The sequence below is a fragment of the Sphingobacterium alkalisoli genome (genome assembly GCF_005049105.1).
GTDB lineage: Bacteria > Bacteroidota > Bacteroidia > Sphingobacteriales > Sphingobacteriaceae > Sphingobacterium > Sphingobacterium alkalisoli.
The window spans coordinates 352,422-377,760 of sequence record NZ_SUKA01000004.1; the positions used below are offsets into that span (position 1 = coordinate 352,422).

Genomic DNA, 25,339 nt, shown 5'->3' on the forward strand with positions numbered 1-25,339 from the left:
TGGTCAATGTTACGCTAAAAGCTTTTGGATTTACTAAACAGCTCCAAGCCGTTTCACTTCGGGGATCTGTTCTTAACGCAAATCCAAAGCTTTCTTAACGCTACATCGACCTAGGTCGTCCTTTAAATGGTACTGCATTATAAGGTTAATATAATAAATGTACCACCCTTACAAACTGGACAAATGTCGCCTTGGCGGGTCGACAATAGCAGGAATGGTGCACCGTCGTGTCGAGCCGGCACAGCGACGAGTTTTGGACACTTTTGCGGTCAAAAGTGTCGACCTGTCGCGGTCCAAGCGACAAAAGAAATTTGATTAATTTAAAGGTTCCTTTACATCAACACCCCTTATTAACTAAAATCCAAAAGCTAATTTCCTTGATGCCTCGCAATCTGATTTATCTAACCTCCCTAAAAATGTTAATTAAATTTTTTAAGTTTGCGACTTTGTAACATATTATGAGAAAATTTTTAGGTTATTTTTTAACGCCTATTTTTTACACCTGCTTCACGCTTGCACTACTATTATTTCATCCAATTCAATGGTTATGCTTAAAAATTGGTGGATATAACGCACACAAAAAAAGTGTCGATATCCTCAATTTCTTTTTAGTAGGTTGCAATTATACCTTATTCAATACGGTAACGTTTAAAGACAATAAAAATCTACCGACCGGCCAGCCAATTATTTTTGTCGCGAATCATCAAAGTACATTTGATATACCTCCACTCATTTATTTTCTACGCAGATTTCACGGCAAATTTATTTCCAAAGTAGAATTAGTGCACGCAAATATCCCCAGTATATCGTTCAACTTAAAACACGGCGGTGCCGCCAATATCGACCGCAAGGATCCCAAACAATCCATTGCCGAAATATTAAATTTGGCCAATAATATGAAACAAAAAAGATGGTCTGCATTTATATTTCCGGAAGGCACCCGCTCTAGAACAGGAAAAATGAAAACATTCTCTGTTGGAGGAATAGCCACTTTATTAAAAAAGAACCCCGATGCTTTGATTGTTCCAATTGCAATAAATGGGTCCTATTTAATGGTGAAATACGGTCCTTTTCCCCTCCGACCCTTTACCCCACTATCTTGGGAGGTCTTAGAACCGTTAGAGACTGCAGGACTAAATGCGGAAGAGATCGTAAAATTAGCGGAAGATACAATACGAGTCAGAGTCGAACACGATTAATTAACACTTCGACCTTTCCAGTCGTATTTACCGATATTGCCCGCAAGGCCGATGTATACAATGTAAAAAGAGTGTACGATAGACAATAAAGGCAAGAATTTCAACAATGAAACACGATCTGCAAACCGTGTAAGAGGGATCATAAACAAAAACTCCGCAATTATCTTAAATACAAAAGCAGTTAATAGTACCCAATTGCAATAAGGTAACTGAAAGATAAAATACAGCAGGGAAGTGATTAAAGCCAAATTAAAACACCAGATAACTACGCCTATAAAAACAACTTTTTTGTCTTTATATTTTGTGCTTTTTGAAGCCCATCGTTTACGTTGACTAATAAAAGATCGTAAATCAGGCTTGGCATCGGTATAAACGATCGCCGCAATAGATTTACAAAAACCGATCCTGTTGGCATATTTTTCCGCTACTTTATGTAAGAATAGCTCATCATCTCCCGAAGCCAACTCATCAATCCCTTTGAATCCATCCATTTCATAAAACACATCCCTTCGATATGCCAGATTTGCACCATTACAAGTGGTAGGAACTCCATTTCCAATACCAGCAGCACCTAAGCCAATCAGATATAAAAACTCCAATGTCTGCAGCTCCTCGAAAAAACTGCTTTCTTCAGAGTAGACCACTGGAGAAGAAACCATATACGATTGATGCTGTTCAAAATATTGCACTATAGTTTTCAACCAATCCGGCCCCATTCTGCAATCTGCATCCGTTGTAACGATGATCTCTCCTTGAGATTTTTCAATTGCCTGACTTATGGCATATTTTTTATAGGAATTCATGGAATCTCCGACATTCAAGCAGATCAACTGCACCCCCCGATCGGCATAAGAGGAAACGATGGAAGATGTACGATCGGTTGAATGATCGTCAACAATAATAATTTCGAGGAGGGTTTTTGGAAAATCCTGCGCCAACAGGCAGTCAATTGTTCGCGCGATATTTTGCTCTTCATTCCGCGCTGCGATTAAAACCGACACGCGCGTGCCGACATCTTTTACAGCGTAAAACAAGGGAATACCCGACCAACCTCTTCGCATGAAAAGAATTAGTAGAACGTAAATTCCGGCAAGTAAGATTAAAATAGAATTAAGAATTGTTGTCACCTAGATAATTTACATTCAACACAAAAAAAGAACCAATAATAGCCGGCAATATTAAATTAACAAACCAGATACAAGAGACAATAGCCATTACAGCAATCTCCTGCGTGGTAATGTAACTGTACAGATTACTTGCCACAAAACTACGGACACTAAAATCAAATAGATCCAAAGAAGGGACAGCAGATTGGACAAAGAAAAGGATAAAAATCATTAATACCATAGAAAAAAAAGGTAATTCCGGCAAAAACACCAACATAAGAATTACATACTGCGAAGTAAAAATAACAAAGCGAGTTGCAGAAATTAACAGCACCTGCAATAATTCCAATTTCGTAAAATCTTTCAAAATTGAAAAAAATGATTTAACCTTATCTAACATCTTTATTTTGCCGACTATGTTATCTACCCACTGTACGTTGAAATAAAGAATAACAAATGCTAGCGCATAGATTAGTGCAATAATCCAAACACCAAAGGTAACAGACATGGGCGTCTCAAGAAAGGTAGAAACAAACCAAGCAATACTTAACGCACCGAAAACGCTAGTCATCACCAACTGACCAAAAAGGCCTACGCCCATCGCCACCGCGCCTTTAACTCTATTCTCCGGCTTCAATACTAGAACACGACCACCGTACTCCCCTATCCGGTTGGGTGTAAAGATGGCCCAGGTCAAACCGCAGAAGACAGATTTTGTCGCCTTCCAGAAACTTAACTTTTCGATACTACGGCTCAAAAAAATCCATTTACTGACCTCCAGAAACCAATTGACAAACATGAGTAGCACTATGGAGGCCATTGTCCAGTACATGGTATCCGTATCCACTCCATTAAGTAGGGTCTTGAATTCAGATAGGCTCTTTTGATTATTCACTTTACTGTAAATAAACCAACATGCCAATCCTACGATAGCAATCTTAATGCAATAATTCAGATATTTCTTTCGGCTTTTAGTCAACGCTTTTCAAATCAAAGCACAATTTTACTAAATTTTATGTAATTAGATAGCGATATTCGAAAACAGCGTATCTATTTACGTAATATTGTACTATGCAATTGGAGAAAGCGAAGGAAAGAATCATATTAGGCATCGACCCAGGAACAGCTGTGTTGGGTTACGGCATCATCAAAGAACTTGGAAGTAAGATTTCATTAGAGACGTTGGGAGTGATCAAAATGAACCATCTGGATGATCATGGATTGAAACTACAGCGTATCTTCAAAAAGACAACTGCGCTGATTGAACAATACAAACCCGACTGTGTCGCGCTAGAAGCACCTTTTTACGGCAAAAACATTCAGGTCATGTTAAAGTTAGGTCGCGCTCAAGGCGTAGCTATGGCAGCAGCATTGAATTTCGACATTCCCATATTCGAGTATTCTCCACGTAAAATCAAACAATCCGTGACAGGACATGGTAGCGCCAGCAAAGAACAGGTAGCAGCCATGTTACAAACGCTCTTGGGATTTAAGGAAACCCCCGAATTCCTAGATGCTACGGACGGCCTCGCGGTAGCAGTATGCCATTCTTTTCAGCAAAAAACGATCGCTAAAGGAAAATCATACTCGGGATGGGAAGCATTTGTCAAGGACAACGAAAAGCGTATTCGCTAAAGCTTCACTTGCCGGATAACGTTCTTCACATTCAGCTCCACGATGTCTGTCATCGTTCTACATTTGTGATAATGTTCATTTTCATAAAATACCGCATACCCCTCTCTAAGCTGTTTAATATTTTCCTCCGTCGATAATTGCTGCGTTTTTGAAGCATCCCGTAGATCTTTAATACGATGACGCTCACTACGTACACGATGTACGATAGAAGAACGTTCTTCCTGCTGGTATTGCGATACTGTTTTTTCTGTAAGGTGTTCCATAGATAGTTTGACATATGGAAAATTTTCCTTGAAAAACTGTGGCATATACACTTTGGGATTTCCTTCAAAAAATTGCTGATCGAAATCGATGGCCCGAATTCGAAATTGGAAGTCATCAAAATCGGGAGTGATTTGCATGACAAAATTATAGGCACGCATATCTCCTAACAAGGAAATGATACAGCGTTCGTTAAATTTCACAAACTCTTTGGCAATACGTGTCTGGTTATAATCCGGCGTATGCATCCTCCCCTTGCTAAATAAGTCTCCGGGTATACCTACAATATGTTCTTCTACCAAGGTATCCCGATCGTATATATAGTTCACCTGATTAGGAGACATAATTTCCTCCAATTCCAGCCCATAGATCCGCGATGCATCAGCCTGCTTAACGTAGAAATAATCATACACGTCATTCAGGCGATTAATAATCCGGATTCGAAAAGGTCGGGTATTTCCGAAGGCACAATATTCTATGCGATCAATAATTTTATGTTCAACAATACGTGTATTTCCCGAGGCTTTAAGTTGCGCGTAAATTATTTTTAGACCATAGTACAACTGGTCTTGAAGATGAGGAGGATAAAGAGGTGTTTCCCAAAACGTGTCGTTTCCCAACTTATCCATGACAGGCACTGTTTCTTGAAAATTTAACAGATCAAAATACGACATCGGAAGTTTGCCGTCACGCTGATACAACTTGAGATATTTAAACAATCCTGATCCTACGGGGTAGATCGGCTTTTTTCTAGATATCTTTACATCCTCGACTTCCATAAAATACAATGAATTAACTAGCCTAAAGATACAACTAATAAACGGATGAGAGGAGGAAATATACTTGTCTCGTAAAAAATTTACAATTTTAAAACGCTTTTTATACTAAAATAGAAAAGAATTAACAATTTTTGTTATTATTTTTGCAAAAATCTTAATGACAAATAAGGTAAAAAACTGGGATAAAAAAGAAGAAGCTCTCCGGGCGAAGAGCTTCAACGCTAACCAATTATAAACCTATGTTATTTTGAGGGAGTAACATGCATTTTTTTAAGAGATTTTTACCATTTCATCTCTTTTGATAGAACAAATATACGTCAACAAACAATTATTTGCAAATTTTATATGAATTATTTGCAATTTTTTTATACTTTTTAAAAAAAAATAGGATTTTATATAAAAAAGGCAGTTTTCATGGAAAAAAACTATACAAATTACGATTTAGACAACTTAGATGTCCAAATTTTATCTATTTTAATGGAAGATGCATCAATTCCATATACCGAAATAGCAAAAAAACTCATAGTTTCTGGCGGAACTATACATGTTCGAATGAAAAAGATGGAAGAATTAGGAATAATCCATGGATCAAACCTAATTATCAATCCTCAAAAAGTCGGTTTTGATATTACAGCCTTTCTCGGCATCTACTTAGAGAAAGGCTCGCAGTACTCCGACGCTGTCGAACAGTTACGTCAAGTAAAAGAAGTAGTTGAATTACACTATTGCACGGGTCAGTACAGTATGTTTGCTAAAATAGTCTGTCGTGATACTGCACATCTACGCAAAGTATTAAACGAAGATATACAGGGATTAAAAGGAATACAGCGTACGGAAACGATCATATCCTTAGAAGAGAGCATAAAAAGACAGATCACGTTATAAGGTATTTCAAATACGCATCAAGAACCGTCATGGAACAGTCTGGCTATTGGTCTTCCTGTTAAACATGACGGTTTTTTTCGTAACTTCGCCATTGTATGTCTGATATTATACAATTACTACCAGATTCAGTCGCCAATCAGATTGCCGCCGGAGAAGTCGTTCAGCGGCCCGCTTCAGCAGTTAAAGAGTTGATAGAAAACGCGATCGACGCGAAGACCGATCGGATCAAACTTATTATTAGGGAAGCGGGAAAAGCCTTGATTCAAGTAATTGATAACGGCTATGGAATGAGCATAACAGACGCGAGAATTTGTTTTGAGCGACATGCTACAAGTAAAATTCGAAAAGCAGAGGATCTATTTTCCATCCGTACTATGGGTTTTCGTGGTGAAGCTATGGCATCAATTGCCGCTATTTCGCAAGTAGAGCTCAAAACCCGTCGTGAAATAGATGAACTCGGGACGATTATACAGATTGAAGGTTCCAAAGTCATCGATCAATATCCTGAATCCTTACCCACAGGCACTAGCATTTGTATTAAAAATTTATTTTACAATATTCCCGCTCGACGTAATTTCCTGAAAAGTAATTCGGTCGAGATGCGCCACATTATCGATGAATTTCAACGCGTTGCACTTGCACACCCTGAAATATTCTTCAGCCTCCACAGTGACGGCAACGAAATTTTTCATTTAACAGCCGGCACCTTAAAAAATCGGATTGTTCATCTGTTCGGCAGCAATTACAATCAACGCCTCGTCCCTGTTGAGGAAGAAACTACTATAATTAATGTGAGCGGTTTTGTAGGGAAGCCCGAATTTGCAAAGAAAACCCGCGGCGAACAGTTTTTCTTTGTTAACAAAAGATTCGTCAAAGACCCCTACCTGCACCACGCTATCATGAATGCCTACGAGGAAATCTTGCCGGCTGACTCCTATCCGTTATACGTACTTTTTATCGAAATCGATCCCTCAAAAATTGACATCAACGTACATCCTACAAAAACAGAGATCAAATACGAAGACGAGAAATCAATTTATGCTATTTTAAGATCTGCGGTTAAAAGATCCTTGGGAAGATACAATATTGCCCCTTCCTTAGATTTCAACCAAGAAAGCAGTTTCACGAATTTCATCACGCAGAAGCCTTTGGACGAGATCCAAATGCCTACTATTTCTTTTAATCCTAATTTTAATCCGTTTGAATCAGATCAACCAGCTACAACTTCTCGATCAAGTAGTTATGCTGCCGGATTAGAAAAAAAAACCGGGATACCTCAGAATTGGGATACGCTTTATCAGATAACCGAACAAGAATCTGCGGAACAACTTCCATTGCTTCCTTTTGATAGCGATCCATCTGACAATAAGAACATAGTAAAATCAGAAAGCAGAAAGCAATTTTTCCAAATTCACAACCGCTATGTCGTTTCTCAAATTCACTCAGGCTTCCTATTGATTGATCAACAGGCGGCACACGAACGCATCCTATTTGAGCAATACAAAGAACAACTGGATAATAACAAAGGATCAAGTCAGCAAAGCCTGTTCCCTCAAACGGTAGAACTCAGCATCGGAGATTTCGAATTGATGACTGATATCCTACCCGAGCTACATACATTAGGCTTTCAGCTGAGACCTTTCGGAAAAACTACGTATATTGTGGATGGAATTCCTGCAGATTTGGGCAACAATGTAAATGAAGGTAAAATTATTGAGCAACTTTTGGAAGATTTTAAAAATAACAAATCTGAATTAAAGCTTAACAAAAGAGAAAATCTAGCCCGTAGCCTAGCAAAAAGTGCAGCGTTGAAAAGTGGGACTACCCTCGACAACGAATCTATGGCAGATCTAATCGATAGATTATTTGCATGTGAAAGTCCAAATATATCCGTTCATGGAAAACCAACGTTGATAACATATAGCTTACAAGAACTTATGGAACGATTTGACAAAATACAATAGAAAACTATACTTTATATGAAATCCATGGTTGCCAAACGCGAATGACCACGAAGTAGCATGAGTACATTTGAAAAATTAAAATACGGCACGAATAATATAATCTGGATACATATAAACATTAAAAGACAAGTTATTTACATATGAATAATCTATTTTCAAACTTAACACCGGTTGTAAAAAACCTACTTATTATAAATATAATCTGTTTCGTAGGATCGATGATTTTCCAACCGGCGAACAGAATTTTTGGGGTATACTATCCCGACTCACCATTTTTTAAAATATGGCAGCCTATTACATACATGTTTATGCACGACAACCGCGGGCTTTTTCATATTTTTTTCAATATGTTTGCGTTGGTCATGTTTGGATCTATTATAGAGCGGATATTTGGCTCAAAACGATTTCTGAAATATTACATCATTTGTGGACTCGGCGCATTGGTTCTCCAATACGGTGTACAAGCCTTTGAAATACACCAGATCACCGGATCTATACGCGCAGGAGAATTTTTGCAATTTGATTATAGCGAAGAGAAATGGTTCACCAATTTGCCCATCTCGCAATCTGACTTTGACACCCTAGCCTCCATTTACCGTACTTCGACAGTCGGCGCATCGGGTGCAATCTTTGGGTTGCTGCTCGCATTCGCCTATTTATTTCCTAATATGCCGTTATATCTTATGTTTATTCCGGTACCAATTAAAGCGAAGTATTTCGTGGGGGTATACTTGTTAATTGAAATATATTTAGGTTTCACCCAACCAGGGTCTTCTATTGCGCATCTTGCTCACGTAAGTGGGGCGCTATTTGGCTTTATCCTAATAAAAATTTGGGGAATAAAAAGAGGTTATTATTAATAGTGCGTAAAAAAAATAAACAGATGAAAGAGAATGTCTTAAAATCCTTTTGGAGAGACACCTATGCCACCTCTTCTCCTATTCCGTATATCATTACCATACAGGTTATATTATTTGTATTGACCCATGTCATCGATCTACTCAGTTTTTCGGATATCGTTTCGAGCGATTTATATGAGGTCGTCGTGTCTAAGCTTAGTCTTCCGGCATCATTTTCGGATTTTTTAGCACAACCCTGGTCGTTCATTACACATCCTTTTATTTATAGGGGGTTATTCAATATAATTTTTGATTGCTTGTGGTTATATTGGTTTGGAAACATATTTTTAACATTCCTCAATAGAAGACAATTTCTATTTATTTTCATCGGCGGACTGTTGCTGGGAGGTTTAGCTTATTTACTATTTGGGAATGTTCCTTTTTTAGTAGATAATACCGCAACCCATTTCAGCACCAATGCACTCGGTCTCGCGGCCATCATCAGTGCCACAGCGTTATTATTACCTACATATGAAATCCGGCTTTTTATTATCGGTAATATTAGGCTCCGTACAATAGGCATTATCTATCTCGGTCTGCAATTTGGAATTTATGCCATCTCCAATCGACCAGCTGCGATAGCATATTTGGGTATGATTTTATTTGGTTTAGTATGGATGCGGGAATTAAAAAGAGGCCATGATTGGAGTAGTTTTTTTTATAAAAAGTTTACGCGACGTCACTTAAAGGTTGTCCATAAGAACGAAAACACAAACATACCCCTACAAAAGAAACAACATTCGGAAATACCCAACCAGGAAACTATAGACGAAATATTGGATAAAATTTCAATGAGCGGTTACGAAAGCCTAACTTCTCGTGAAAAAGAAATATTATTCAAAGCAAGTAAGCAAGATCAATAATGTCGAAAAGAAAAGTTTTTCATCAAAAGCTCGGTTTTTTCAGTCGATCAATTTTTATTGCTAACGTATTAGCAGTAACAGCATTGCTATTAAGCTATTCCGCTGCCTATATTGATCCACAGTCATTTTGGCCAATTGCGTTCTTCGGCTTAGGTTACCTACCTATTTTGCTAATTAGCGTAGGATTTGTTTTTTACTGGCTTATACGCAAACCTCGCTATGCATTATTAAGTTTGGCTCCCATACTGATCGGCTGGAATTTGATGAGCAAACACATTAATTTCAAGAACAAAAATGACAAAATAATCCTTAAAGTGGAGAGCGATCTTCGTATAATGAGCTTTAATGTCCATTTGTTTCAGAAAACGAACAATAATAAAGAGACCTTCAAAACAGAAGCTATTGAACTAATGAACACAGTCAATCCAGACATCGTGTGTTTTCAGGAGTTTTACAGCAAAATAAAAGGAAGTGAGCAATTTACGAAGAAACTGAAGGAGGAAGGTAATTTTGAGGGGTATTACTTCGAACCCGCTTCAAAAAATGACCATGAAGGATATGGCCAAGCCATCTTTTCCAAATATCCTATTATAAATCACGGTACGATACTGCAAAATGAATATGGCATCAATCGCATTATCTTTGTGGATGTACGTCGGGAAATTGACACCTTACGTATCTACAATGTGCATCTACGCTCCTTTGCCCTACAAGATGAGGATAAAGAATTTATTCAAAAACCAACCGGGCAAAAAGTAAAAAATGAGGAAACAACAAAGCGTGTAGGAAGAAAGTTGAAGCAAGCTTTTACACATAGGAGTGAACAGGCAAAATCACTTCGCGCGCATATTGAAATGTCACCTTACCCTAGTATTGTAATGGGAGACTTTAATGACACCCCGATGTCTTATAGTGTAAACATAGTCGGAAAAAACATGAATAATGCTTTTCAGGAAAAGGGCTTTGGATGGGGTGTAACACATTATGCCATGCTTCCCATATTCCAAATAGACTATATTCTGTGTGACAAAAGATTCACGATAGATAATTACGGCATTTTGAAGGAACGATTTTCAGACCATTACCCAATTTGGGCTGATGTTAATTTCTAGCCAAATCGGTTGCAGTCAATATACGGACGGCCTGTTCGACGTATTCGTCATACCTGTTCTTAACTTTGAAATACGCCTCTCGTCCAAAATAATATCGGCCAACTATTGCTTCCATATCAGATTGGATAAGTCCCAACAAATCTCGTCCTTTGTTATTATCGATCAATATATCTCTATCCTTCAAATAGTCTAAAAAAGCATTATATTCCTGTTGCGGCAAATGGTACCCCTGCAAGAAATTTTCAATAGAGTAGGCAGGAAGCTTCTTTGTAAAACGCTCATAGACAAACTGCTCCAAATAACTCGATTGGGTTATCTGTTGGTACAATACACTGACAGCATTCGAATCAACAGCAATTTCGACATCCGGACTGATCCCCCCACCACTAAGTAGTTCTCTTCCGGCCAAGGTTTTGTATATTTGTGCGTGCGCAAAGGTGGTATCCAATACCCACAATCCATTGTACATACTTGAATAGTCAATCATATTTGACCAGTTGGCTGTATATTTCTTCTGAATACTTCTACCCAACGGCGTATAGTATCTCGATATACTCAGGTTCACCCGAGATCCATCGGAGAAATCAAATTGTTCCTGCACAATCCCCTTTCCGTAAGAACGTCTTCCGACTATCGTGCCTCTATCCCAATCTTGTATAGCTCCTGCTACAATTTCAGAAGCTGAAGCAGTCAACTCATTTATGAGGACAACTAATTTACCATCTGCATAATTTCCCTTTCCGTCCGAAAAGTACTCTCTCTTTTCTTCATGTGCACCCCTTGTATACACTAATACCTTCTGCTCATTAAAGAACTCACTCGCCAATCGAATAGCGACGTGAAAGTATCCGCCGCCATTATCCCGAAGATCGAGAATAAGATTTTGAGCGCCCTGCTTTTTTAGTGCTGTTATGGATTTCTTAAAATCTTCCGCAGTCTTTAATCCAAATCGACGTATCTTAATGTATCCCACAGTCGGTTTGATGAGATAGGCTACATCGATAGAACTCACACTTACTTGGTCCCTTATAACTTGATAAGGAGATGGCGTTAACGCGCTATCACGAATTATATGCAGTTTTACACCCGAACCTTTCTTTCCACGTATCAGCCTATCAACAACTTTTTGTGCGATATTTCTGCCCGAAACTTGAGTTGAATCTATGGTAATGATACGATCCCCAACTTTCAGACCCGCCTTTTCTGACGGTCCATTGGTAATAAGTCCGACAACCAGCAGCGTGTCATTTAAGTTGAAATATTCCAGACCTATCCCTTCAAATGTACCTTCCAGCGCTTCGCTTTGCGCTTTAGATTCATTCGGCAAAAGATAATTTGAAAAAGGATCCAAATGTGATACGATGTGATTAATGGCGCCGTTCTGAAGCGAATCCAAATTAAGACTATCGACATAGGCATTGGAAAGCAGATCCAACACCTGCTGAATCTTGTACGAATTGTCTGATAAACCAATAGGAACTAACGAACTACTTGGGTTTTTACCTTGTTGATCGGCATAATTTTGCCCCAAGATAAGCCCAAGCAATAAAGTAGCTGCGTAGGTTGCTGCCACAAATATATTACGTCTAGTACCGTTCTGCATGTAAACAAATGAGATTGTAAAAGTAATCAGTAATTTTAATTTCTTCAGCAAGATTAACTAACTTTATCCTACAAAATGAGTTCCAAATTATTTTCGCGAAGCGATAGTTTCGGAATATTAAAAAAATAATCAAACAACGATACGTGCACGAGATAGAACCCTATTACAACTGGCGCCATGATTACATTTCATCGGAGGATGAGCGTTCACCTTTTTATGGAACAGTTCATAATGAATTTGAATACGACAAACAGATTTATAACTTTTTATTACATCCGCAATGGGATCATTTTGGGTCGCAGACCCTTTATCTAAAAATTATTTATGTGGATTACGATCGTGGATATACTGTGATTGAGTTAATTGGCGAATGGAATGACACGATTTACAATGATGTGATGACGCTTAAACGGGAAGTTATAGACCTCATGATAGGGGAAGGCATTACCAAATTTCTGCTCATCGGTGAAAATGTTCTTAATTTTCATGCTTCGGACGATTCGTATTACGAAGAATGGTTTCAGGACATTGAAGATGGTTGGATCGCCGGTCTTAACTTTAGAGCACATGTGATTGAGGAATTTAAGACCCATAATATTGATTACTATATCAACTTTGGAGGTGTATTTGACCAAATGCCTTGGCGCACTTTGAAGCCCAAACAGCTCTATCACCACGTTAATGAACAGCTCTCCAAACGCCTTGGCACATAATTCACTATTCTCTATGTTTGTGTTTTGAATTCAGTAACTTTGTGTTAATATTATATCTAATACTGTTGGATCGTAAACGACAAAAAAATTTTTGACTTTTTACTTTTTACTTAAAACATATGTCATTCAGAATAGAAAAAGACACAATGGGCGAAGTTCAAGTGCCTGCAGACAAATACTGGGGAGCGCAAACCGAACGCTCGCGTAACAACTTTAAAATTGGCCCTTCGGCTTCTATGCCAAAAGAAATCATAGAAGGTTTCGCTTACTTAAAAAAAGCTGCTGCGTACGCCAATCACGAGTTAGGTGTATTACCTATCGAAAAACGAGACGCTATTTCTGCCGTTTGTGATGAAATATTAGCCGGCAAGTTGGCCGATCAATTTCCTTTGGTTATATGGCAAACAGGTTCGGGCACACAGTCTAATATGAATGTCAATGAAGTCGTCGCAAACCGTGCACAAGTGTTGGCCGGTGGTAAAATAGGCGAAGGAGAGCCAGTACTTAAAGCGAATGATGATGTCAACAAATCGCAGTCATCGAATGACACATATCCAACCGGCATGCACATTGCGGCCTATAAAGCAGTAGTTGAGGTGACAATTCCTGGGGTTGAGAGACTAAGGGATACCTTGAAACGCAAATCAGAAGAATTCATGAAAGTGGTGAAAATTGGTCGTACACACCTAATGGATGCTACACCATTGACTTTAGGACAAGAGCTATCTGGTTACGTTGCACAATTAAATTACGGATTAAAAGCTCTCAAAAACACGCTGTCGCACTTGTCTGAATTAGCGCTAGGGGGCACTGCAGTCGGAACAGGATTAAATACGCCAAATGGATATGATGTCGTGGTCGCTAAATACATTGCGGAATTCACCGGGCATCCATTCATAACAGCTGAAAATAAATTTGAAGCATTGGCTGCCCATGATGCGGTCGTAGAGTCTCATGGGGCCCTAAAACAATTGGCCGTTTCCTTAAATAAAATTGCAAATGATATTCGTATGTTGGCTTCAGGTCCTCGTTCGGGTATCGGTGAGATTTTAATACCTGAAAATGAACCAGGTTCCTCCATTATGCCAGGTAAAGTAAATCCTACACAATGTGAGGCACTTACTATGGTAGCGGCACAAGTAATGGGGAATGATGTTGCTATCACCATTGGGGGTACCCAAGGTCATTATGAACTAAATGTATTCAAACCTTTAATGGCGGCAAATTTTTTGCAATCGGCCCGCCTGATCGGAGACGCCTGCGTATCGTTTGATGAACACTGTGCGCAAGGGATTGAACCTAACTATACACGTATCAAAGAATTGGTAGATAACTCGTTGATGCTGGTGACGGCGTTAAATACAAAAATTGGATATTATAAAGCTGCAGAGATCGCGCAAACCGCTCATAAAAACAACAGTACATTGAAAGAAACGGCGATTTCTTTGGGATACGTAACTGCCGAAGAATTCGACGAGTGGGTAAAACCTGAAGATATGGTCGGTACCTTAAAATAGCTTAGTGAACAAATTCCTTAAGAGATATATTTTTTTTATAACATACCTACTTTCCATAGTAGGTATGTTTGTTATCGTAGTCGGTTGTCAACGTCATTCGGAAATGCAGACCGAAGGAACGTCCTATCTACACGGTGTGTGGGTACAAGATAGTATTCCTCAACAGGATCAAATGCTCAATTATACTCTACACGAGTTTACCTTTGTCTGCGATTCCGTGTATACCACTATGCATGTACATGCTAAAACGAAGACTATGCCGGATAGTTGTTACAATAATGGCGAATGGACAGAATACGCTAAAGCAGTATACGTTGTACGCGGTGATAGCATGATTGTAGAAGGCATTTATACCAAGGAAAACTGGAAACAGAAAGTGTCAGGATGCTATAAACACGGCCAATACCTACCACGATTTAAAATAGTACACCATTCTCCAGATTCAGTTGTGCTGGAAAATAAGTTTGATTTACGACCGATCGTATTGCGTAAAGTTTCAGATCTAATCTGCGTACCAAAAAAAAGATGGGAGATGTAAGCATAAATTAGAAAAAGCAGCATAAGCTGCTTTTTCTAATTTATTAATTTCGTGTCATCCGAAGATTTAAGGATGTTTTGTTTTAACTCCGTCTCGGCCTGTAACAATTCCTGTTCTACTACCTTCCGTTTCTCTCGTCCCTCACGTTGAATCTGTAATACTTGCTCGATCGTCTGAATAATATCAGAATTAGCCTTTTTGATCGTTTCGATATCGACAATGCCACGTTCTGTTTCACGGGCAATATTTACCGTAGATTCTTTCAGCATTTCTGAATTCTTGCGCAGTAGCTCATTCGTAGCATCTGTAACGGCCTTTTGAGCCTCCAGTGCTCTTTGGGAATGCGCTATTCCTAAGGTCAATACCATTTGATTCTTCCATAGTGGAAGCGTATTCACAATACTCGATTGTACTTTTTCCATCAACGAGCTACTGTTACTTTGGATCATACGGATTTGCGGTGCGGTCTGTAATACCACCATTCGTGTTAGCTTCAGATCATGTATTTTCCGTTCAAAACGTACAACATGTTGTTCTGTGTCCTTATATGCCTGTATTTTATGCTGATCACCTGTCTCCTCAGCTTCTTTTTTCAGTTGGGGCAATACATTGGTATACACATCTTGTAGTTTCTCCTCGCCGGCCGCGATATGTAACGACAATTCTTTAAAATAATTCTGATTCTCCACGAAAAGCTTATCAAAAATATTGACATCTTTTAATAGGGTTTTATAGTGTCCCTCCAACTTCAGCTCAATCTGATGGATATTTTTCTCAACCGAAGCATATTCTGTACGCATACGTTGAATCTTCTTCTTCATATTATCAAAGAATGGAATCAACGGTTTCTTTTTCAGATTCTCATCAAAAGATTTAATATCAGAACGAAGATTCAATAAAATATCTTCCGCTCCCCCCATATCCTTCGTCCGAACCTGTTTCAGTATCTCATTCGAAAAATTACTCACTTTCGTTTGACTTGACACACCGAATTGGATAATATCCGTTGTCGAATTTAGATTGATTTTATCCTTATACTGCTTAATGAGAGCCTTTTCCTCATCCGAAAAATTAACCTGGATCTCGTTACTTTTATCGGCATTATCATCGTATGTAGTTAAGTCTATTGTCGCCATAGTTTTAAGTTTCTTATTCTTTTAATAGGTTTCTGTTTTTTAATGTTTGAATATACACATCCGATTCAGCAGATACATCCAGCAAACTCGATTTTATGATGTTCGTCACGTCTTGTTCAATAGCAATAGCAGCCTGGGCCAACACACTTTCCAATTTGACTTTCGAATCAATAGTTATCTGATTGTGTAAACGCGTGTTTTCGAGCTCATCGTATTGACGGAGTACATTGATTACGGTACCATGACGCACCAAAAATTTTTCCGCTTCCATCATATCTTTTTGTTCCAATAAGTGGAATAGACGTATGATTTTATCAATATGTTGATGGATATTTGCGTTATTGATTTCCTTACGGTAGTGCAACATTTTAGTCACAAACGACTGTGGTGTTTCCATACTCGCTTGCGCCAGTTCGAGGCGTTGTTGCCTTTCCACACTTCCGATCCAGGTTAGCGGTCTCACCTCACCCACTTCTAGCCTTTTAAGGTAAGGCTTTGCTTGATTTAATAACAGACCATTTCCCAAAATGTAAGAAACCACCGAACCACCCAAGGTTAACAACATCCCTTGAGACATCGCTCCAAAAAAGAAGAGAAAAGACCCAAACAGCGCCAATTCGACCAGGAGTAAAGTCCATGCCATTAAATACCAAGAGCGCACTTTACTTTTAGACGCTTGGGACATCATGACAAAGGGGTGAATATGAACCGGTAAGGGTAAAAACAAGATAATAGATGCAAATGTCCACATCAGGTGTCTTAGTTCCCACGTTTTATTCTTTTTTGTTGCCCAACCCATTCTGCAATTTAATTATTTTTTTATTAATACATCGCAAAAATTAGGCAACATGTCGTTTTTATTCGGTGAATGGTATGTATCTTAGTTTAATATCCTCATAACTCACCTCTCTATTGGGAAGAAAAGAAAGCGTAAAATACGAACTCAATAGACTTACAGAGTATGGCTGCAAAAAAAACAGCTGTCTACCGATAGATGGACAGCTGCTTAAATGAAATGTTACTACGAGCACTCTTTGAGATTGAAGAGATCCCCTACTTAGAAAGGTAGATCATCATCATCTGCGCCCGAAGAGGTAATATCTACCGGAGCTGGCATTTCGGCAAATCCCGGTGCAGGAGCAGCAGTACCCGTATTAGCCAATTTTGTCACGCGCCAAGCAACTAAGGAGTTGAAGTACGTTGTCACCCCATCTTTATTTGTCCAAGGGCGACCGCGAAGATTGAAAGAAACTTCAACTTCGTCTCCAATGGCCAAATTATCAAAGATGTTTACCCTATCTTGAGTTGATTCAAAGCGAATGTATTCTACAAACTGCGGATTCTCTGCGTAAGCAACGATTAGATCTCTCTTTTTAAAAGATTCTGTAACTTGTTGTATCGCACCAATTTCGTGCACCTTTCCTCTAATTTCCATAATCAAAAATATTAAACGATAAAATTACACATTTTTTGCGTTTTAGATTAGTTAACTTTGTAGAAATATGACAGAAGTTTTCAACACCCCAAGTAAAGTTATCATAACGTGTAACAGAAGGCTTTCGCCTTACTTACAAGAAGAAGTCAAAAGTTTAGGCTTCGAAATCAAACGTGCGTTTAATACAGGCGTAGAATTATTTCTTTCTGTGAATGACTGTATCAAATTAAACCTCAACCTCAGAACGGCAAGTCAGGTTCTATATGAAGTAGAATCTTTTAGGGCCAATGATCCTAAAGAACTCTATGATAATCTAGTAAAAATTGCATGGGAAGACATTATACCCTTCGATGGTTATTTTTCGGTCACCTCTACGGTACATAATGAGACCATTACCACACCCTTATTTGCGAATGTAAAGGTAAAAGATGCGATTGTCGATCGTATCAAAGATAAAAAAGGGGTGCGTCCAGATTCGGGCCCTGATTACCATAAATGTGTGATCCACCTTCATTGGATGGAAGAACGTGCAGAAATATTCCTAGACACTTCGGGCGAGACATTAGCAAAACATGGTTACCGGAAGCATCCCGGTAAAGCTCCCATGCTTGAGGCGTTGGCAACCTCCACTATCATGGCGACAAAATGGGATGGCAAATCTCCATTTATAAATCCAATGTGTGGATCAGGAACCCTCGCTATTGAGGCGGCTTTATTAGCACAAAAACGAATGCCCGGCTTGCAGCGCATGAATTACTCATTCATGCATTTTATCGGATATGATGAAGAAGTATTTTTTGAAGAACGAAGACAAATAAAAGACATTGCCGATAAGACTATTTTACCTCAGATTGTTGCTTCAGATATTTCCGATCAGGCGATTGAAATTGCGAAGATGAACGCCCGTACCGCGGGGGTAGAACACTTAATCACATTTGAAATCTGCGATTTTGCAGACACTACAGTTCCACAAGAACCCGGCGTGATCATGTTCAACCCTGAATACGGCGAACGTCTCGGCACCCATTCCAAACTAGAAGTTACCTATAAGCGAATCGGGGATTTTTTGAAACAGGACTGTAAAGGGTACAAGGGCTATGTGTTTACGGGAAATCCGGAATTAGCAAAAAAAATTGGATTGAAAGCTTCCCGGAGATTTGAATTCTTCAACGGAAAATTAGATTGCAGGCTATTACAATACGAATTGTACGACGGCTCAAAAGAAAATTAGTCTATGCAACAACAAGAGTTTATCAACAAGACCGCTGCTTTTGTACAGGAACGATTAAAAGATGCGGAATCAGGACATGATTGGTGGCACATTCAGCGCGTATGGAACAATACGAAGTTGATTTTGCAAACAGAAGAGGCAGATTCATTGGTCTGCGAATTGACCGCACTACTGCATGATATAGCTGACAGCAAATTTCACGATGGTGACGAGAGCCTTGGTCCGCGCATAGCGGGTGATTTTCTAACGTCTATCGACGTCCCCTCTTCAACTATTCAACATGTACAACATATTATTTTGAACATGTCATTTAAAGCTTCTTTGGGTGAAGTTAAATTTCACAGTAAGGAATTGGAAATTGTACAAGATGCCGATCGGTTGGATGCTATTGGCGCAATAGGTATCGCTAGAGCATTCAACTATGGCGGGTACAAAAATAGAGAGATCTATAATCCAGATATCCCTTTTATCGAAAACCAAAGTAAGCAAGCGTATAAAAACACCACTGCTCCTACCATAAATCATTTTTACGAAAAACTCTTGTTGCTGAAAGATAAAATGAATACAGACGCCGCCAAGCAAATCGCAGCGACCCGTCATCAATTTATGGAGCAGTTTCTTAAACAATTTTACTGTGAGTGGGATGGCGAGCGATAAAAACGTAATATTCCCTTAATATTAGATTCAATATCTTAGGAGATTCGATGAATAATAATAAAAGAATCGGGCTTACGAGCTCAAGAAGTAATCTTATCTGTATGAAAAAATTAACTGTTGTTGGTATTATGTTCTGCTTTTCCATTTTAGCACAGGCACAAGAAACTCAAATCATAGCACATCGAGGCGCTTGGAAGAACACGAAATCTCCCCAAAATTCGATCGCCGCTTTACGTGATGCTATTGCTCAAGAAGTCTGGGGAGCTGAATTTGATGTTCACCTTACGAAAGATGACGTATTGGTTGTAAACCACGATAATGATTTTCAGGGAATAGATATCGCGACCTCCACGTATAACGAACTATTAGCTAAGAAACATCCCAACGGTGAACAGATCTCGACAGCTGAAGCATACCTGAAAGAAGGTCTCAAGCAGAACAAAACAAAGATGATATTTGAACTGAAGACAAACAGGTTAGGTGTAGACCGCACACTTAAATCAGTCGAAATCGCCCTCGCTCTGGTAAAAAAGCTTAAAGCAGTACCCTTAACTGAATTTATTGCATTTAGTTATGATGCCTGCCTGCATTTCAGAGCGTTGGACAAAAACATTCCGATACATTATTTAAACGGTGACAAAAGTCCTCAACAAATAAAAGACGCCAATCTGACGGGGATTGATTACCATTTTTCCGTTTTTAAAAACAATACGGATTGGATTTCTACCGCCAAAACCTTCGGACTCAAAACAAACGTATGGACAGTTAATACGGAAGAAGACATGCACTATTTTATAGATAAAGGTATTGATTATATCACTACAGACGAACCCGAAAAGCTGCATTCTTTAATAAAAAAATAAGCAAAAAACCATATCATCTACACGCTATGAAACATTTCTTACTGACATCTTTCTTTATCCTTTTCGCTGTATGTGCTTTTGCACAAGAGATTAATGTGGCATCCTTCAATATCCGCCTGAAGACAGACGGAGATGTCGGCAACCTTTGGCAAGATCGAAAAGAAGCAGTTTGCAATTTAATTAGCTATCATGAATTTGACATCTTCGGTATACAAGAAGGCTTTAGCGATCAAGTTAAGGATATGCAGCAATTGCTTCCTAATTTCGATTATGTAGGTGTAGGTCGTGATGATGGTGCAGAAAAAGGAGAACATTCTGCCATTTTTTATAATAAAACCCGGTTTGATGTGATTAAAAGTGGAACTTTTTGGCTTTCCGCTACAGATACAGAAAAACCCAATAAAGGATGGGATGCCGCTCTTCCGAGAATCTGTACCTGGGGGATATTTAAAGATAAAGAAAGCAATAAATCTTTTATACTAATGAATACCCATTTCGATCACGTGGGTGTACAGGCACGAAAAGAAAGTGCTAAATTGATATTAAGCAAAGCAACCGAATTTGCCACTGAGCTTCCACTTATTCTAACAGGGGATTTTAATGTTGACGAAACAAACGAAGCATATTTCACGCTTGCAAACAGCGGAGTAGTAGAAGATGCGCTCACCAAATCCAAAATCGTCTATACACCAAATTCTACCTTTAATAACTGGGGAAAAAGTATAAAACCAAGTGGTCGGATAGATCATATTTTTATTACACCCCATTTTAATGTAGAAAAGTACGGCATCCTAACAGACACTTATATCGGCAAGTATCCCTCAGATCATTTCCCTGTCGCGGCTCGATTGATGTGGCGATAAATAAAGCAAAAATTGCTTTAGTATTAGTATGTTTGCAAGTAGATAATAGTGAACGTGCATACTAAAAAATAAACGGATGAAAATATATCAGTTTTTGGTCTTAGGTACAGTTACATTACCCCTATTTTTGGGATGTGAAACGATGAGCCAGATCGCGAGCAACATGCCAAATACCACTACAGGTACTACTCGCCCCTCGACGACAGGCTCGGTTACACAGACCGAAGCTGCTACCGGTATCAAACAGGCATTGGGTAATGGCCTAAACAACAGCATCAATGCACTATCTATAAAGGATGGTTTTTTGGGCAATGCTGCCGTAAAAATCTTAATGCCCGCGGAAGCGCAGCAGGTAGAGAAAACATTACGTTCTATAGGAATGGGATCATTGGTCGATAACTTTGTGACAAGTTTGAATCGCGCTGCAGAATCAGCCGTAAAAGAAGCCGCTCCTGTATTTGTCAATTCACTCTCCCAAATGACGGTAACCGATGCATTTAGTATTTTACTGGGCGCCCAACAAGATGCTGCAACAACTTTTTTCAAAAGAACGACTTCTGCTACACTGGCTTCAAAATTTAGTCCTATTGTTGAATCTGCATTGGGCAAAAATAATGTAAGTACCTATTGGACGCAGCTAACATCAGCATACAACAATCTGCCGATTACGTCAAATAAAGTAACCACGGACCTCAATGCTTACGTAACTCAAAAAGCGATAGACGGATTGTTTGTAAAAGTTGCGGAAGAAGAACTAAAAATTAGACAGAATATAGGAGGATCCCGCAATACAGGAATGTTACAAAAAGTATTCGGCTGGGTGGATGCACAGAAATAAATTGAAGGGTTAATCACCTAATCCTTCAATTTATTTATATCGTTCATTTGTTCTTTTGGTATCCAATTGTTCATATGGGATAACACCGACACGCTCTGCCCATTTGTCGTAGATACCTACCATCTCTTTAAGAACCGTGGGATGCTTACTTTTCAGATCTGTTTGCTCCGCTCTATCAGACGATAGATCATACAAAAACCATTCATTTTGCGGGTACTCCGCTACTATTTTCCATTTCCCGTTCCGTACTGCTTTATTTCCTTCGTGCTCAAAGCAAATCGCACGTTCTTTCGCTTTTTCATTAGCTGTCCACGAAGAAACCAGAGAAATCCCTTCCATCGTCTGGATCGAATTGCCCTTGTAAGTTTTAGGATATGTTGCGCGGGCATATTCAATGATTGTCGGCATGATATCTACCAAGTGTGCAGGGCTTTCTATGCGCATTCCTTTTTGGATAAATTGTGGCCCATATGCAATAAAAGATGTAGCATTACCACCTTCAAACTCCCAATGTTTATATTTACGGAAAGGCGTATTGCTGACTAATGCTCCTTCCGACCCATATGCCGTAAACGATTGTGGATGACTGGCCGGAAATTCATTAGCAGCTAAGATCTCCGGTGTAAAACCTGCGTTGGTAATCGTTTCATTACTCGCACCATTATCGGATAGAAATATAAAAATAGTATTTTCCAGCTCCCCGATTTCCTGCAAGCGTCGTTTGATCTTACCTACATTTTGATCTACCCGATCCACCATTGCTGCATACACTGCCATCTGCTCATCCCACCTCACCTTTTCCTCCCAAGAACAGTCTGCCCACTGCCGTATATTATCATCGAGAGCAGGCAAGGTGGTCCCTGAGGGAAACAACTTCAATTTCATTTGTTTATCGAAGCGCTTTTGGCGCACAACTTCCCATCCTTCCATATATTTACCCTTATATTTCGCAATATCTTCTGGCAGTGCATGCAAAGGCCAATGGGGGGCTTGGTAGGCGATGTACATAAAAAAGGGATCGTTGTTGCGCTTCTTTACATGCTGGTCTATAAATTGTAACGCATAATCCGTGTACCCGTCTGTGGAATAGTATTCGGCAGGAGGTACAATCGCCTCATTATCCAATGCTATGGTTAATTTTTGTTTTGGTCTGTATGGCCTGTTCCCGAAATAACTATTCGCGCCATCGATCAATCCATAATAGCGATCGAAACCTCGCTGCAAAGGCCAGTTTTCCTTTGCTTGTCCCACGTGCCACTTTCCCGACATATATGTACCATACCCGGCTTGTTGAAGCACTTCCGCCAAGGTAACTGTTTGGCGATTTAGATACCCTTGATATGCAGGATACGGCCGGGTATTCATCATGTCACCTACACCCGCCTGATGCGGATACACTCCAGTCAATAAGGATGCACGCGACGGGCAGCAGCGAGAAGCATTATAAAAGTTAGTCATCTTAACACCGCCTGTAGCCATTGTGTCCAGATTAGGGGTATTGATTTCTGAACCAAAACACCCCAAGTCCGAATAGCCCATATCATCTGTAAGAATCAATACAATGTTGGGACGGGTTTTCGTCTTTTTCGCCTGGCTATAAACAGCATTTCCCGTCAACAATACAGACAACACCGCTATAAGCAACTTCTTCATGTGTTGATTGATCATGGGTAGTTTATACATTATTTCAAATATTTCCGCAACTCCGCCTGCGTACTAAGATAGTCTGCCACCAGCTTCGCATTGAGCTGTGCCCCTGCTTTGAGGGTGTGCGTCGCATCTTTGTCACCGAAGTACTTATCCGCTACCTCTGCTTTACCAGCCTCTTCATACGCTTCAACAACCCTGTCCTGGAGGGGTAAAAACAACGCATTGGATTGAACTGCGGCTTCTTTTGCCCACAATGCGTAATCTGAACGACGCACCTTTGCTCCTTCCCAAGCATTCCGGGGTATCGGTGAGCAAATAATAGCAATCCCTCCCTTGTCTTGCACATTTTTCACAAAGCGACGTAAATAGAATCCATAACTGTACACCATCTCGCGTTGTTTAAGCAGTGGATTATACACCTCTTTGTATTCATCTCCATTACCTTTTATCGTACCTCTTGCGCGTAATGTATCCACAATCGGACTCGAGTCGTTGTGACCAAATTGCATGATGACAAAATCACCGGGTTTGATCTCGTCTAGTACCTTTTGCCAAAGCTTTGGGTTATTATAATAGCTCCTTGTGCTCGTCCCGCCTAGGGCTCGATTTTCGACAGCTATTTTATTTAAATCAAAATATTCCGCTATAAAACTTGCCCATCCCCACTGTCCATTTGACCCATTGCCTTGACCGTTCTTTACCGTCGAATCACCGATAACAAATAGCGTTGGCTTCTTGCCATCGGCTATAAATGAAAAACTAAGGATGGTAACCAATACCAATCCAGCAGCGCATATTATATTCTTGAATATATTCATATCTAATTTAAATACTTGGAAATGGGATGATTTATGGCCTTCAGCCCATCTACTACAGAAGCGGCATTCAGTTCAGCGCCCGCTTTGTTGGTATGTGTATGATCTCCAGGGAAGTACCTAGATTTCACCTCTTCAGGTCCAATCTGCTGATATTTATCTGCTGTAATACGGTTCAAATCGACAAAAGGTATACCCTGTTCTTCGGCTATCTGCTTCGCCCAAAGTCCAAAATCCTGGTCCGCACGTTTTACATTTCCGTCAGCATCCCATTGATTTCGTGGAATCATTGATAAGATCACAGGTCGCACGCCTTTCGATTTAGCGTCAATAATAAACCTTCTCAGGTTTTCTCCATAAGTACGAACCACTTCGGTTTTCCCTTTACCCCAATCTAGTACGATAGAATCCTGACCAATCCCGCGCAATACTCCTCGGTATCCTTGTCGTGAAGTGTCGGGCTTACTTCCTTCGTTGTGTCCAAACTGAATCAATAAATAATCTCCTGGCTTAAATAACGAATCAACCCTTGCCCAGCGTCCTTCCTTGACAAATGTACGGGTACTTCGACCTGCCATTGCATGGTTAGCAACATTGATTCTCGCCGTATCTAAAAAACTTGATAACAGTGTCCCCCAGCCCCAATATTGATCATTGCTATTACGCACCGTTGAATCTCCAATGAGATAAATTGTCGGCTTACGCTGTAGCCCAAAAGAGAGGAGTACTACCCCGAGTACAACCGCTAAACCTATTTTTATTGCTTTTCTATTCATC

At 39.6% G+C, this 25,339-nt stretch carries 25 protein-coding genes; 15 read left to right on the top strand and 10 right to left on the bottom strand.

The annotated features are described in order from the left end of the window. Positions 1-458 precede the first annotated feature (458 nt). Positions 459-1,199, top strand: a complete 741-nt coding sequence (locus tag FAZ19_RS14610; protein WP_136821488.1) for a lysophospholipid acyltransferase family protein — start codon at positions 459-461, stop codon at positions 1,197-1,199. Here the strand turns inward: FAZ19_RS14610 and FAZ19_RS14615 are convergent. Together FAZ19_RS14615 and FAZ19_RS14620 are read right to left on the bottom strand one after the other, a co-directional pair. Further along, positions 1,196-2,260, bottom strand: coding sequence for a glycosyltransferase family 2 protein (locus FAZ19_RS14615; RefSeq protein ID WP_136821489.1), 1,065 nt, complete (start codon positions 2,258-2,260; stop codon positions 1,196-1,198). The two genes, FAZ19_RS14610 and FAZ19_RS14615, sit on opposite strands and share 4 nt — an antisense overlap. A 49-nt stretch (positions 2,261-2,309) precedes the next feature. Further along, entirely contained in the window at positions 2,310-3,200 is an 891-nt protein-coding gene (locus FAZ19_RS14620; protein WP_229707587.1) for a flippase-like domain-containing protein, read from the bottom strand. A gap of 176 nt (positions 3,201-3,376) precedes the next feature. On the opposite strand from FAZ19_RS14620, the gene ruvC reads away from it, so the two are divergent. Then, a complete protein-coding gene (gene ruvC / locus FAZ19_RS14625; protein WP_136821491.1) occupies positions 3,377-3,940 on the top strand; it encodes a crossover junction endodeoxyribonuclease RuvC in 564 nt (187 codons plus the stop codon). Here ruvC and FAZ19_RS14630 read toward each other — a convergent pair. Then, entirely contained in the window at positions 3,937-4,980 is a 1,044-nt protein-coding gene (locus tag FAZ19_RS14630; protein WP_136821492.1) for a hypothetical protein, read from the bottom strand. The genes ruvC and FAZ19_RS14630 overlap by 4 nt on opposite strands. Before the next feature lie 414 nt (positions 4,981-5,394). Between FAZ19_RS14630 and FAZ19_RS14635 the strand changes: the two genes are divergently transcribed. The 5 genes from FAZ19_RS14635 to FAZ19_RS14655 all read left to right on the top strand — a co-directional run bounded on the left by FAZ19_RS14635 (position 5,395) and on the right by FAZ19_RS14655 (position 10,703). After that, positions 5,395-5,865 (top strand): Lrp/AsnC ligand binding domain-containing protein, encoded by a 471-nt coding sequence (locus tag FAZ19_RS14635; RefSeq protein ID WP_136821493.1) that lies wholly within the window; start codon positions 5,395-5,397, stop codon positions 5,863-5,865. Between the two features lie 95 nt (positions 5,866-5,960). Continuing rightward, positions 5,961-7,829: a DNA mismatch repair endonuclease MutL gene (mutL, locus tag FAZ19_RS14640; protein WP_136821494.1), complete on the top strand. Its 1,869-nt coding sequence runs from the start codon at positions 5,961-5,963 to the stop codon at positions 7,827-7,829. A gap of 140 nt (positions 7,830-7,969) precedes the next feature. Then, positions 7,970-8,689, top strand: a complete 720-nt coding sequence (locus FAZ19_RS14645; RefSeq protein ID WP_136821495.1) for a rhomboid family intramembrane serine protease — start codon at positions 7,970-7,972, stop codon at positions 8,687-8,689. A gap of 23 nt (positions 8,690-8,712) precedes the next feature. Continuing rightward, a complete protein-coding gene (locus FAZ19_RS14650) occupies positions 8,713-9,591 on the top strand; it encodes a rhomboid family intramembrane serine protease (protein WP_136821496.1) in 879 nt (292 codons plus the stop codon). After that, positions 9,591-10,703 (top strand): endonuclease/exonuclease/phosphatase family protein, encoded by a 1,113-nt coding sequence (locus FAZ19_RS14655; RefSeq protein ID WP_136821497.1) that lies wholly within the window; start codon positions 9,591-9,593, stop codon positions 10,701-10,703. Before FAZ19_RS14650 ends, FAZ19_RS14655 begins: the two co-directional genes overlap by 1 nt. Here the strand turns inward: FAZ19_RS14655 and FAZ19_RS14660 are convergent. Beyond that, positions 10,693-12,306 carry a S41 family peptidase gene (locus FAZ19_RS14660; RefSeq protein ID WP_136821498.1) on the bottom strand — a complete coding sequence of 538 codons (1,614 nt, stop codon included), beginning with the start codon at positions 12,304-12,306 and terminating at the stop codon, positions 10,693-10,695. The genes FAZ19_RS14655 and FAZ19_RS14660 overlap by 11 nt on opposite strands. Positions 12,307-12,449: 143 nt before the next feature. Here FAZ19_RS14660 and FAZ19_RS14665 point away from each other — a divergent pair, with 143 nt between their 5' ends. The 3 genes from FAZ19_RS14665 (at position 12,450) to FAZ19_RS14675 (ending at position 15,074) form a co-directional block, all read left to right on the top strand. Continuing rightward, complete coding sequence (locus tag FAZ19_RS14665; RefSeq protein WP_136821499.1) at positions 12,450-13,019, top strand: hypothetical protein; 570 nt, start codon at positions 12,450-12,452, stop codon at positions 13,017-13,019. 119 nt (positions 13,020-13,138) lie between these two features. Then, positions 13,139-14,536, top strand: a complete 1,398-nt coding sequence (fumC, locus tag FAZ19_RS14670) for a class II fumarate hydratase (RefSeq protein ID WP_136821500.1) — start codon at positions 13,139-13,141, stop codon at positions 14,534-14,536. 64 nt (positions 14,537-14,600) lie between these two features. Beyond that, positions 14,601-15,074 carry a fumarate hydratase gene (locus tag FAZ19_RS14675; protein WP_244927460.1) on the top strand — a complete coding sequence of 158 codons (474 nt, stop codon included), beginning with the start codon at positions 14,601-14,603 and terminating at the stop codon, positions 15,072-15,074. A 35-nt stretch (positions 15,075-15,109) separates the two neighbouring features. Here FAZ19_RS14675 and FAZ19_RS14680 read toward each other — a convergent pair whose 3' ends face one another. The 3 genes from FAZ19_RS14680 to FAZ19_RS14690 all read right to left on the bottom strand — a co-directional run bounded on the left by FAZ19_RS14680 (position 15,110) and on the right by FAZ19_RS14690 (position 17,645). Further along, positions 15,110-16,210: a toxic anion resistance protein gene (locus tag FAZ19_RS14680; RefSeq protein ID WP_136821502.1), complete on the bottom strand. Its 1,101-nt coding sequence runs from the start codon at positions 16,208-16,210 to the stop codon at positions 15,110-15,112. A 13-nt stretch (positions 16,211-16,223) separates the two neighbouring features. Next, entirely contained in the window at positions 16,224-17,009 is a 786-nt protein-coding gene (locus FAZ19_RS14685; protein WP_136821503.1) for a hypothetical protein, read from the bottom strand. A 258-nt stretch (positions 17,010-17,267) separates the two neighbouring features. After that, complete coding sequence (locus FAZ19_RS14690; RefSeq protein ID WP_136821504.1) at positions 17,268-17,645, bottom strand: DUF3127 domain-containing protein; 378 nt, start codon at positions 17,643-17,645, stop codon at positions 17,268-17,270. Positions 17,646-17,712: 67 nt separating this feature from the next. Here FAZ19_RS14690 and FAZ19_RS14695 point away from each other — a divergent pair, with 67 nt between their 5' ends. The 5 genes from FAZ19_RS14695 (at position 17,713) to FAZ19_RS14715 (ending at position 22,097) form a co-directional block, all read left to right on the top strand. Next, entirely contained in the window at positions 17,713-18,876 is a 1,164-nt protein-coding gene (locus tag FAZ19_RS14695; RefSeq protein WP_136821505.1) for a THUMP domain-containing class I SAM-dependent RNA methyltransferase, read from the top strand. 3 nt (positions 18,877-18,879) lie between these two features. Continuing rightward, positions 18,880-19,533: an HD domain-containing protein gene (locus FAZ19_RS14700; protein ID WP_136821506.1), complete on the top strand. Its 654-nt coding sequence runs from the start codon at positions 18,880-18,882 to the stop codon at positions 19,531-19,533. A gap of 101 nt (positions 19,534-19,634) precedes the next feature. Continuing rightward, on the top strand, positions 19,635-20,396 hold the full coding sequence (locus tag FAZ19_RS14705) for a glycerophosphodiester phosphodiesterase family protein (RefSeq protein ID WP_136821507.1): 762 nt from the start codon (positions 19,635-19,637) through the stop codon (positions 20,394-20,396). A 26-nt stretch (positions 20,397-20,422) separates the two neighbouring features. Then, positions 20,423-21,259, top strand: coding sequence for an endonuclease/exonuclease/phosphatase family protein (locus tag FAZ19_RS14710; protein WP_136821508.1), 837 nt, complete (start codon positions 20,423-20,425; stop codon positions 21,257-21,259). Positions 21,260-21,335: 76 nt separating this feature from the next. Continuing rightward, on the top strand, positions 21,336-22,097 hold the full coding sequence (locus tag FAZ19_RS14715; RefSeq protein WP_136821509.1) for a DUF4197 domain-containing protein: 762 nt from the start codon (positions 21,336-21,338) through the stop codon (positions 22,095-22,097). Positions 22,098-22,127: 30 nt separating this feature from the next. Here the strand turns inward: FAZ19_RS14715 and FAZ19_RS14720 are convergent, their stop codons facing one another. From FAZ19_RS14720 to FAZ19_RS14730, 3 genes are read right to left on the bottom strand one after another with little or no spacing between them, the layout of a single operon-like run. Then, complete coding sequence (locus FAZ19_RS14720) at positions 22,128-23,780, bottom strand: arylsulfatase (RefSeq protein WP_229707585.1); 1,653 nt, start codon at positions 23,778-23,780, stop codon at positions 22,128-22,130. Continuing rightward, on the bottom strand, positions 23,780-24,565 hold the full coding sequence (locus tag FAZ19_RS14725) for a rhamnogalacturonan acetylesterase (RefSeq protein WP_136821510.1): 786 nt from the start codon (positions 24,563-24,565) through the stop codon (positions 23,780-23,782). The genes FAZ19_RS14720 and FAZ19_RS14725 overlap by 1 nt, the downstream gene beginning before the upstream one ends. Before the next feature lie 2 nt (positions 24,566-24,567). Next, the gene (locus FAZ19_RS14730; RefSeq protein WP_136821511.1) at positions 24,568-25,338 is read right to left on the bottom strand and encodes a rhamnogalacturonan acetylesterase; all 771 of its coding nucleotides are present in this window, start codon (positions 25,336-25,338) and stop codon (positions 24,568-24,570) included. Position 25,339: the final 1 nt, after the last annotated feature.

Coding starts and splice junctions, on each gene's coding strand:
- FAZ19_RS14695 (WP_136821505.1), top strand. CDS start 17,713: ATGACAGAAGTTTTCAACACCCCAAGTAAAGTTATCATAACGTGTAAC.
- FAZ19_RS14645 (WP_136821495.1), top strand. CDS start 7,970: ATGAATAATCTATTTTCAAACTTAACACCGGTTGTAAAAAACCTACTT.
- FAZ19_RS14635 (WP_136821493.1), top strand. CDS start 5,395: ATGGAAAAAAACTATACAAATTACGATTTAGACAACTTAGATGTCCAA.
- FAZ19_RS14730 (WP_136821511.1), bottom strand. CDS start 25,338: ATGAATAGAAAAGCAATAAAAATAGGTTTAGCGGTTGTACTCGGGGTA.
- FAZ19_RS14720 (WP_229707585.1), bottom strand. CDS start 23,780: ATGTATAAACTACCCATGATCAATCAACACATGAAGAAGTTGCTTATA.
- mutL (WP_136821494.1), top strand. CDS start 5,961: ATGTCTGATATTATACAATTACTACCAGATTCAGTCGCCAATCAGATT.
- FAZ19_RS14610 (WP_136821488.1), top strand. CDS start 459: ATGAGAAAATTTTTAGGTTATTTTTTAACGCCTATTTTTTACACCTGC.
- FAZ19_RS14630 (WP_136821492.1), bottom strand. CDS start 4,980: ATGGAAGTCGAGGATGTAAAGATATCTAGAAAAAAGCCGATCTACCCC.
- FAZ19_RS14650 (WP_136821496.1), top strand. CDS start 8,713: ATGAAAGAGAATGTCTTAAAATCCTTTTGGAGAGACACCTATGCCACC.
- FAZ19_RS14700 (WP_136821506.1), top strand. CDS start 18,880: ATGCAACAACAAGAGTTTATCAACAAGACCGCTGCTTTTGTACAGGAA.
- fumC (WP_136821500.1), top strand. CDS start 13,139: ATGTCATTCAGAATAGAAAAAGACACAATGGGCGAAGTTCAAGTGCCT.
- FAZ19_RS14705 (WP_136821507.1), top strand. CDS start 19,635: ATGAAAAAATTAACTGTTGTTGGTATTATGTTCTGCTTTTCCATTTTA.
- FAZ19_RS14690 (WP_136821504.1), bottom strand. CDS start 17,645: ATGGAAATTAGAGGAAAGGTGCACGAAATTGGTGCGATACAACAAGTT.
- FAZ19_RS14655 (WP_136821497.1), top strand. CDS start 9,591: ATGTCGAAAAGAAAAGTTTTTCATCAAAAGCTCGGTTTTTTCAGTCGA.
- FAZ19_RS14715 (WP_136821509.1), top strand. CDS start 21,336: ATGAAAATATATCAGTTTTTGGTCTTAGGTACAGTTACATTACCCCTA.
- FAZ19_RS14710 (WP_136821508.1), top strand. CDS start 20,423: ATGAAACATTTCTTACTGACATCTTTCTTTATCCTTTTCGCTGTATGT.
- ruvC (WP_136821491.1), top strand. CDS start 3,377: ATGCAATTGGAGAAAGCGAAGGAAAGAATCATATTAGGCATCGACCCA.
- FAZ19_RS14680 (WP_136821502.1), bottom strand. CDS start 16,210: ATGGCGACAATAGACTTAACTACATACGATGATAATGCCGATAAAAGT.
- FAZ19_RS14660 (WP_136821498.1), bottom strand. CDS start 12,306: ATGCAGAACGGTACTAGACGTAATATATTTGTGGCAGCAACCTACGCA.
- FAZ19_RS14725 (WP_136821510.1), bottom strand. CDS start 24,565: ATGAATATATTCAAGAATATAATATGCGCTGCTGGATTGGTATTGGTT.
- FAZ19_RS14615 (WP_136821489.1), bottom strand. CDS start 2,260: ATGCGAAGAGGTTGGTCGGGTATTCCCTTGTTTTACGCTGTAAAAGAT.
- FAZ19_RS14675 (WP_244927460.1), top strand. CDS start 14,601: ATGTTTGTTATCGTAGTCGGTTGTCAACGTCATTCGGAAATGCAGACC.
- FAZ19_RS14685 (WP_136821503.1), bottom strand. CDS start 17,009: ATGGGTTGGGCAACAAAAAAGAATAAAACGTGGGAACTAAGACACCTG.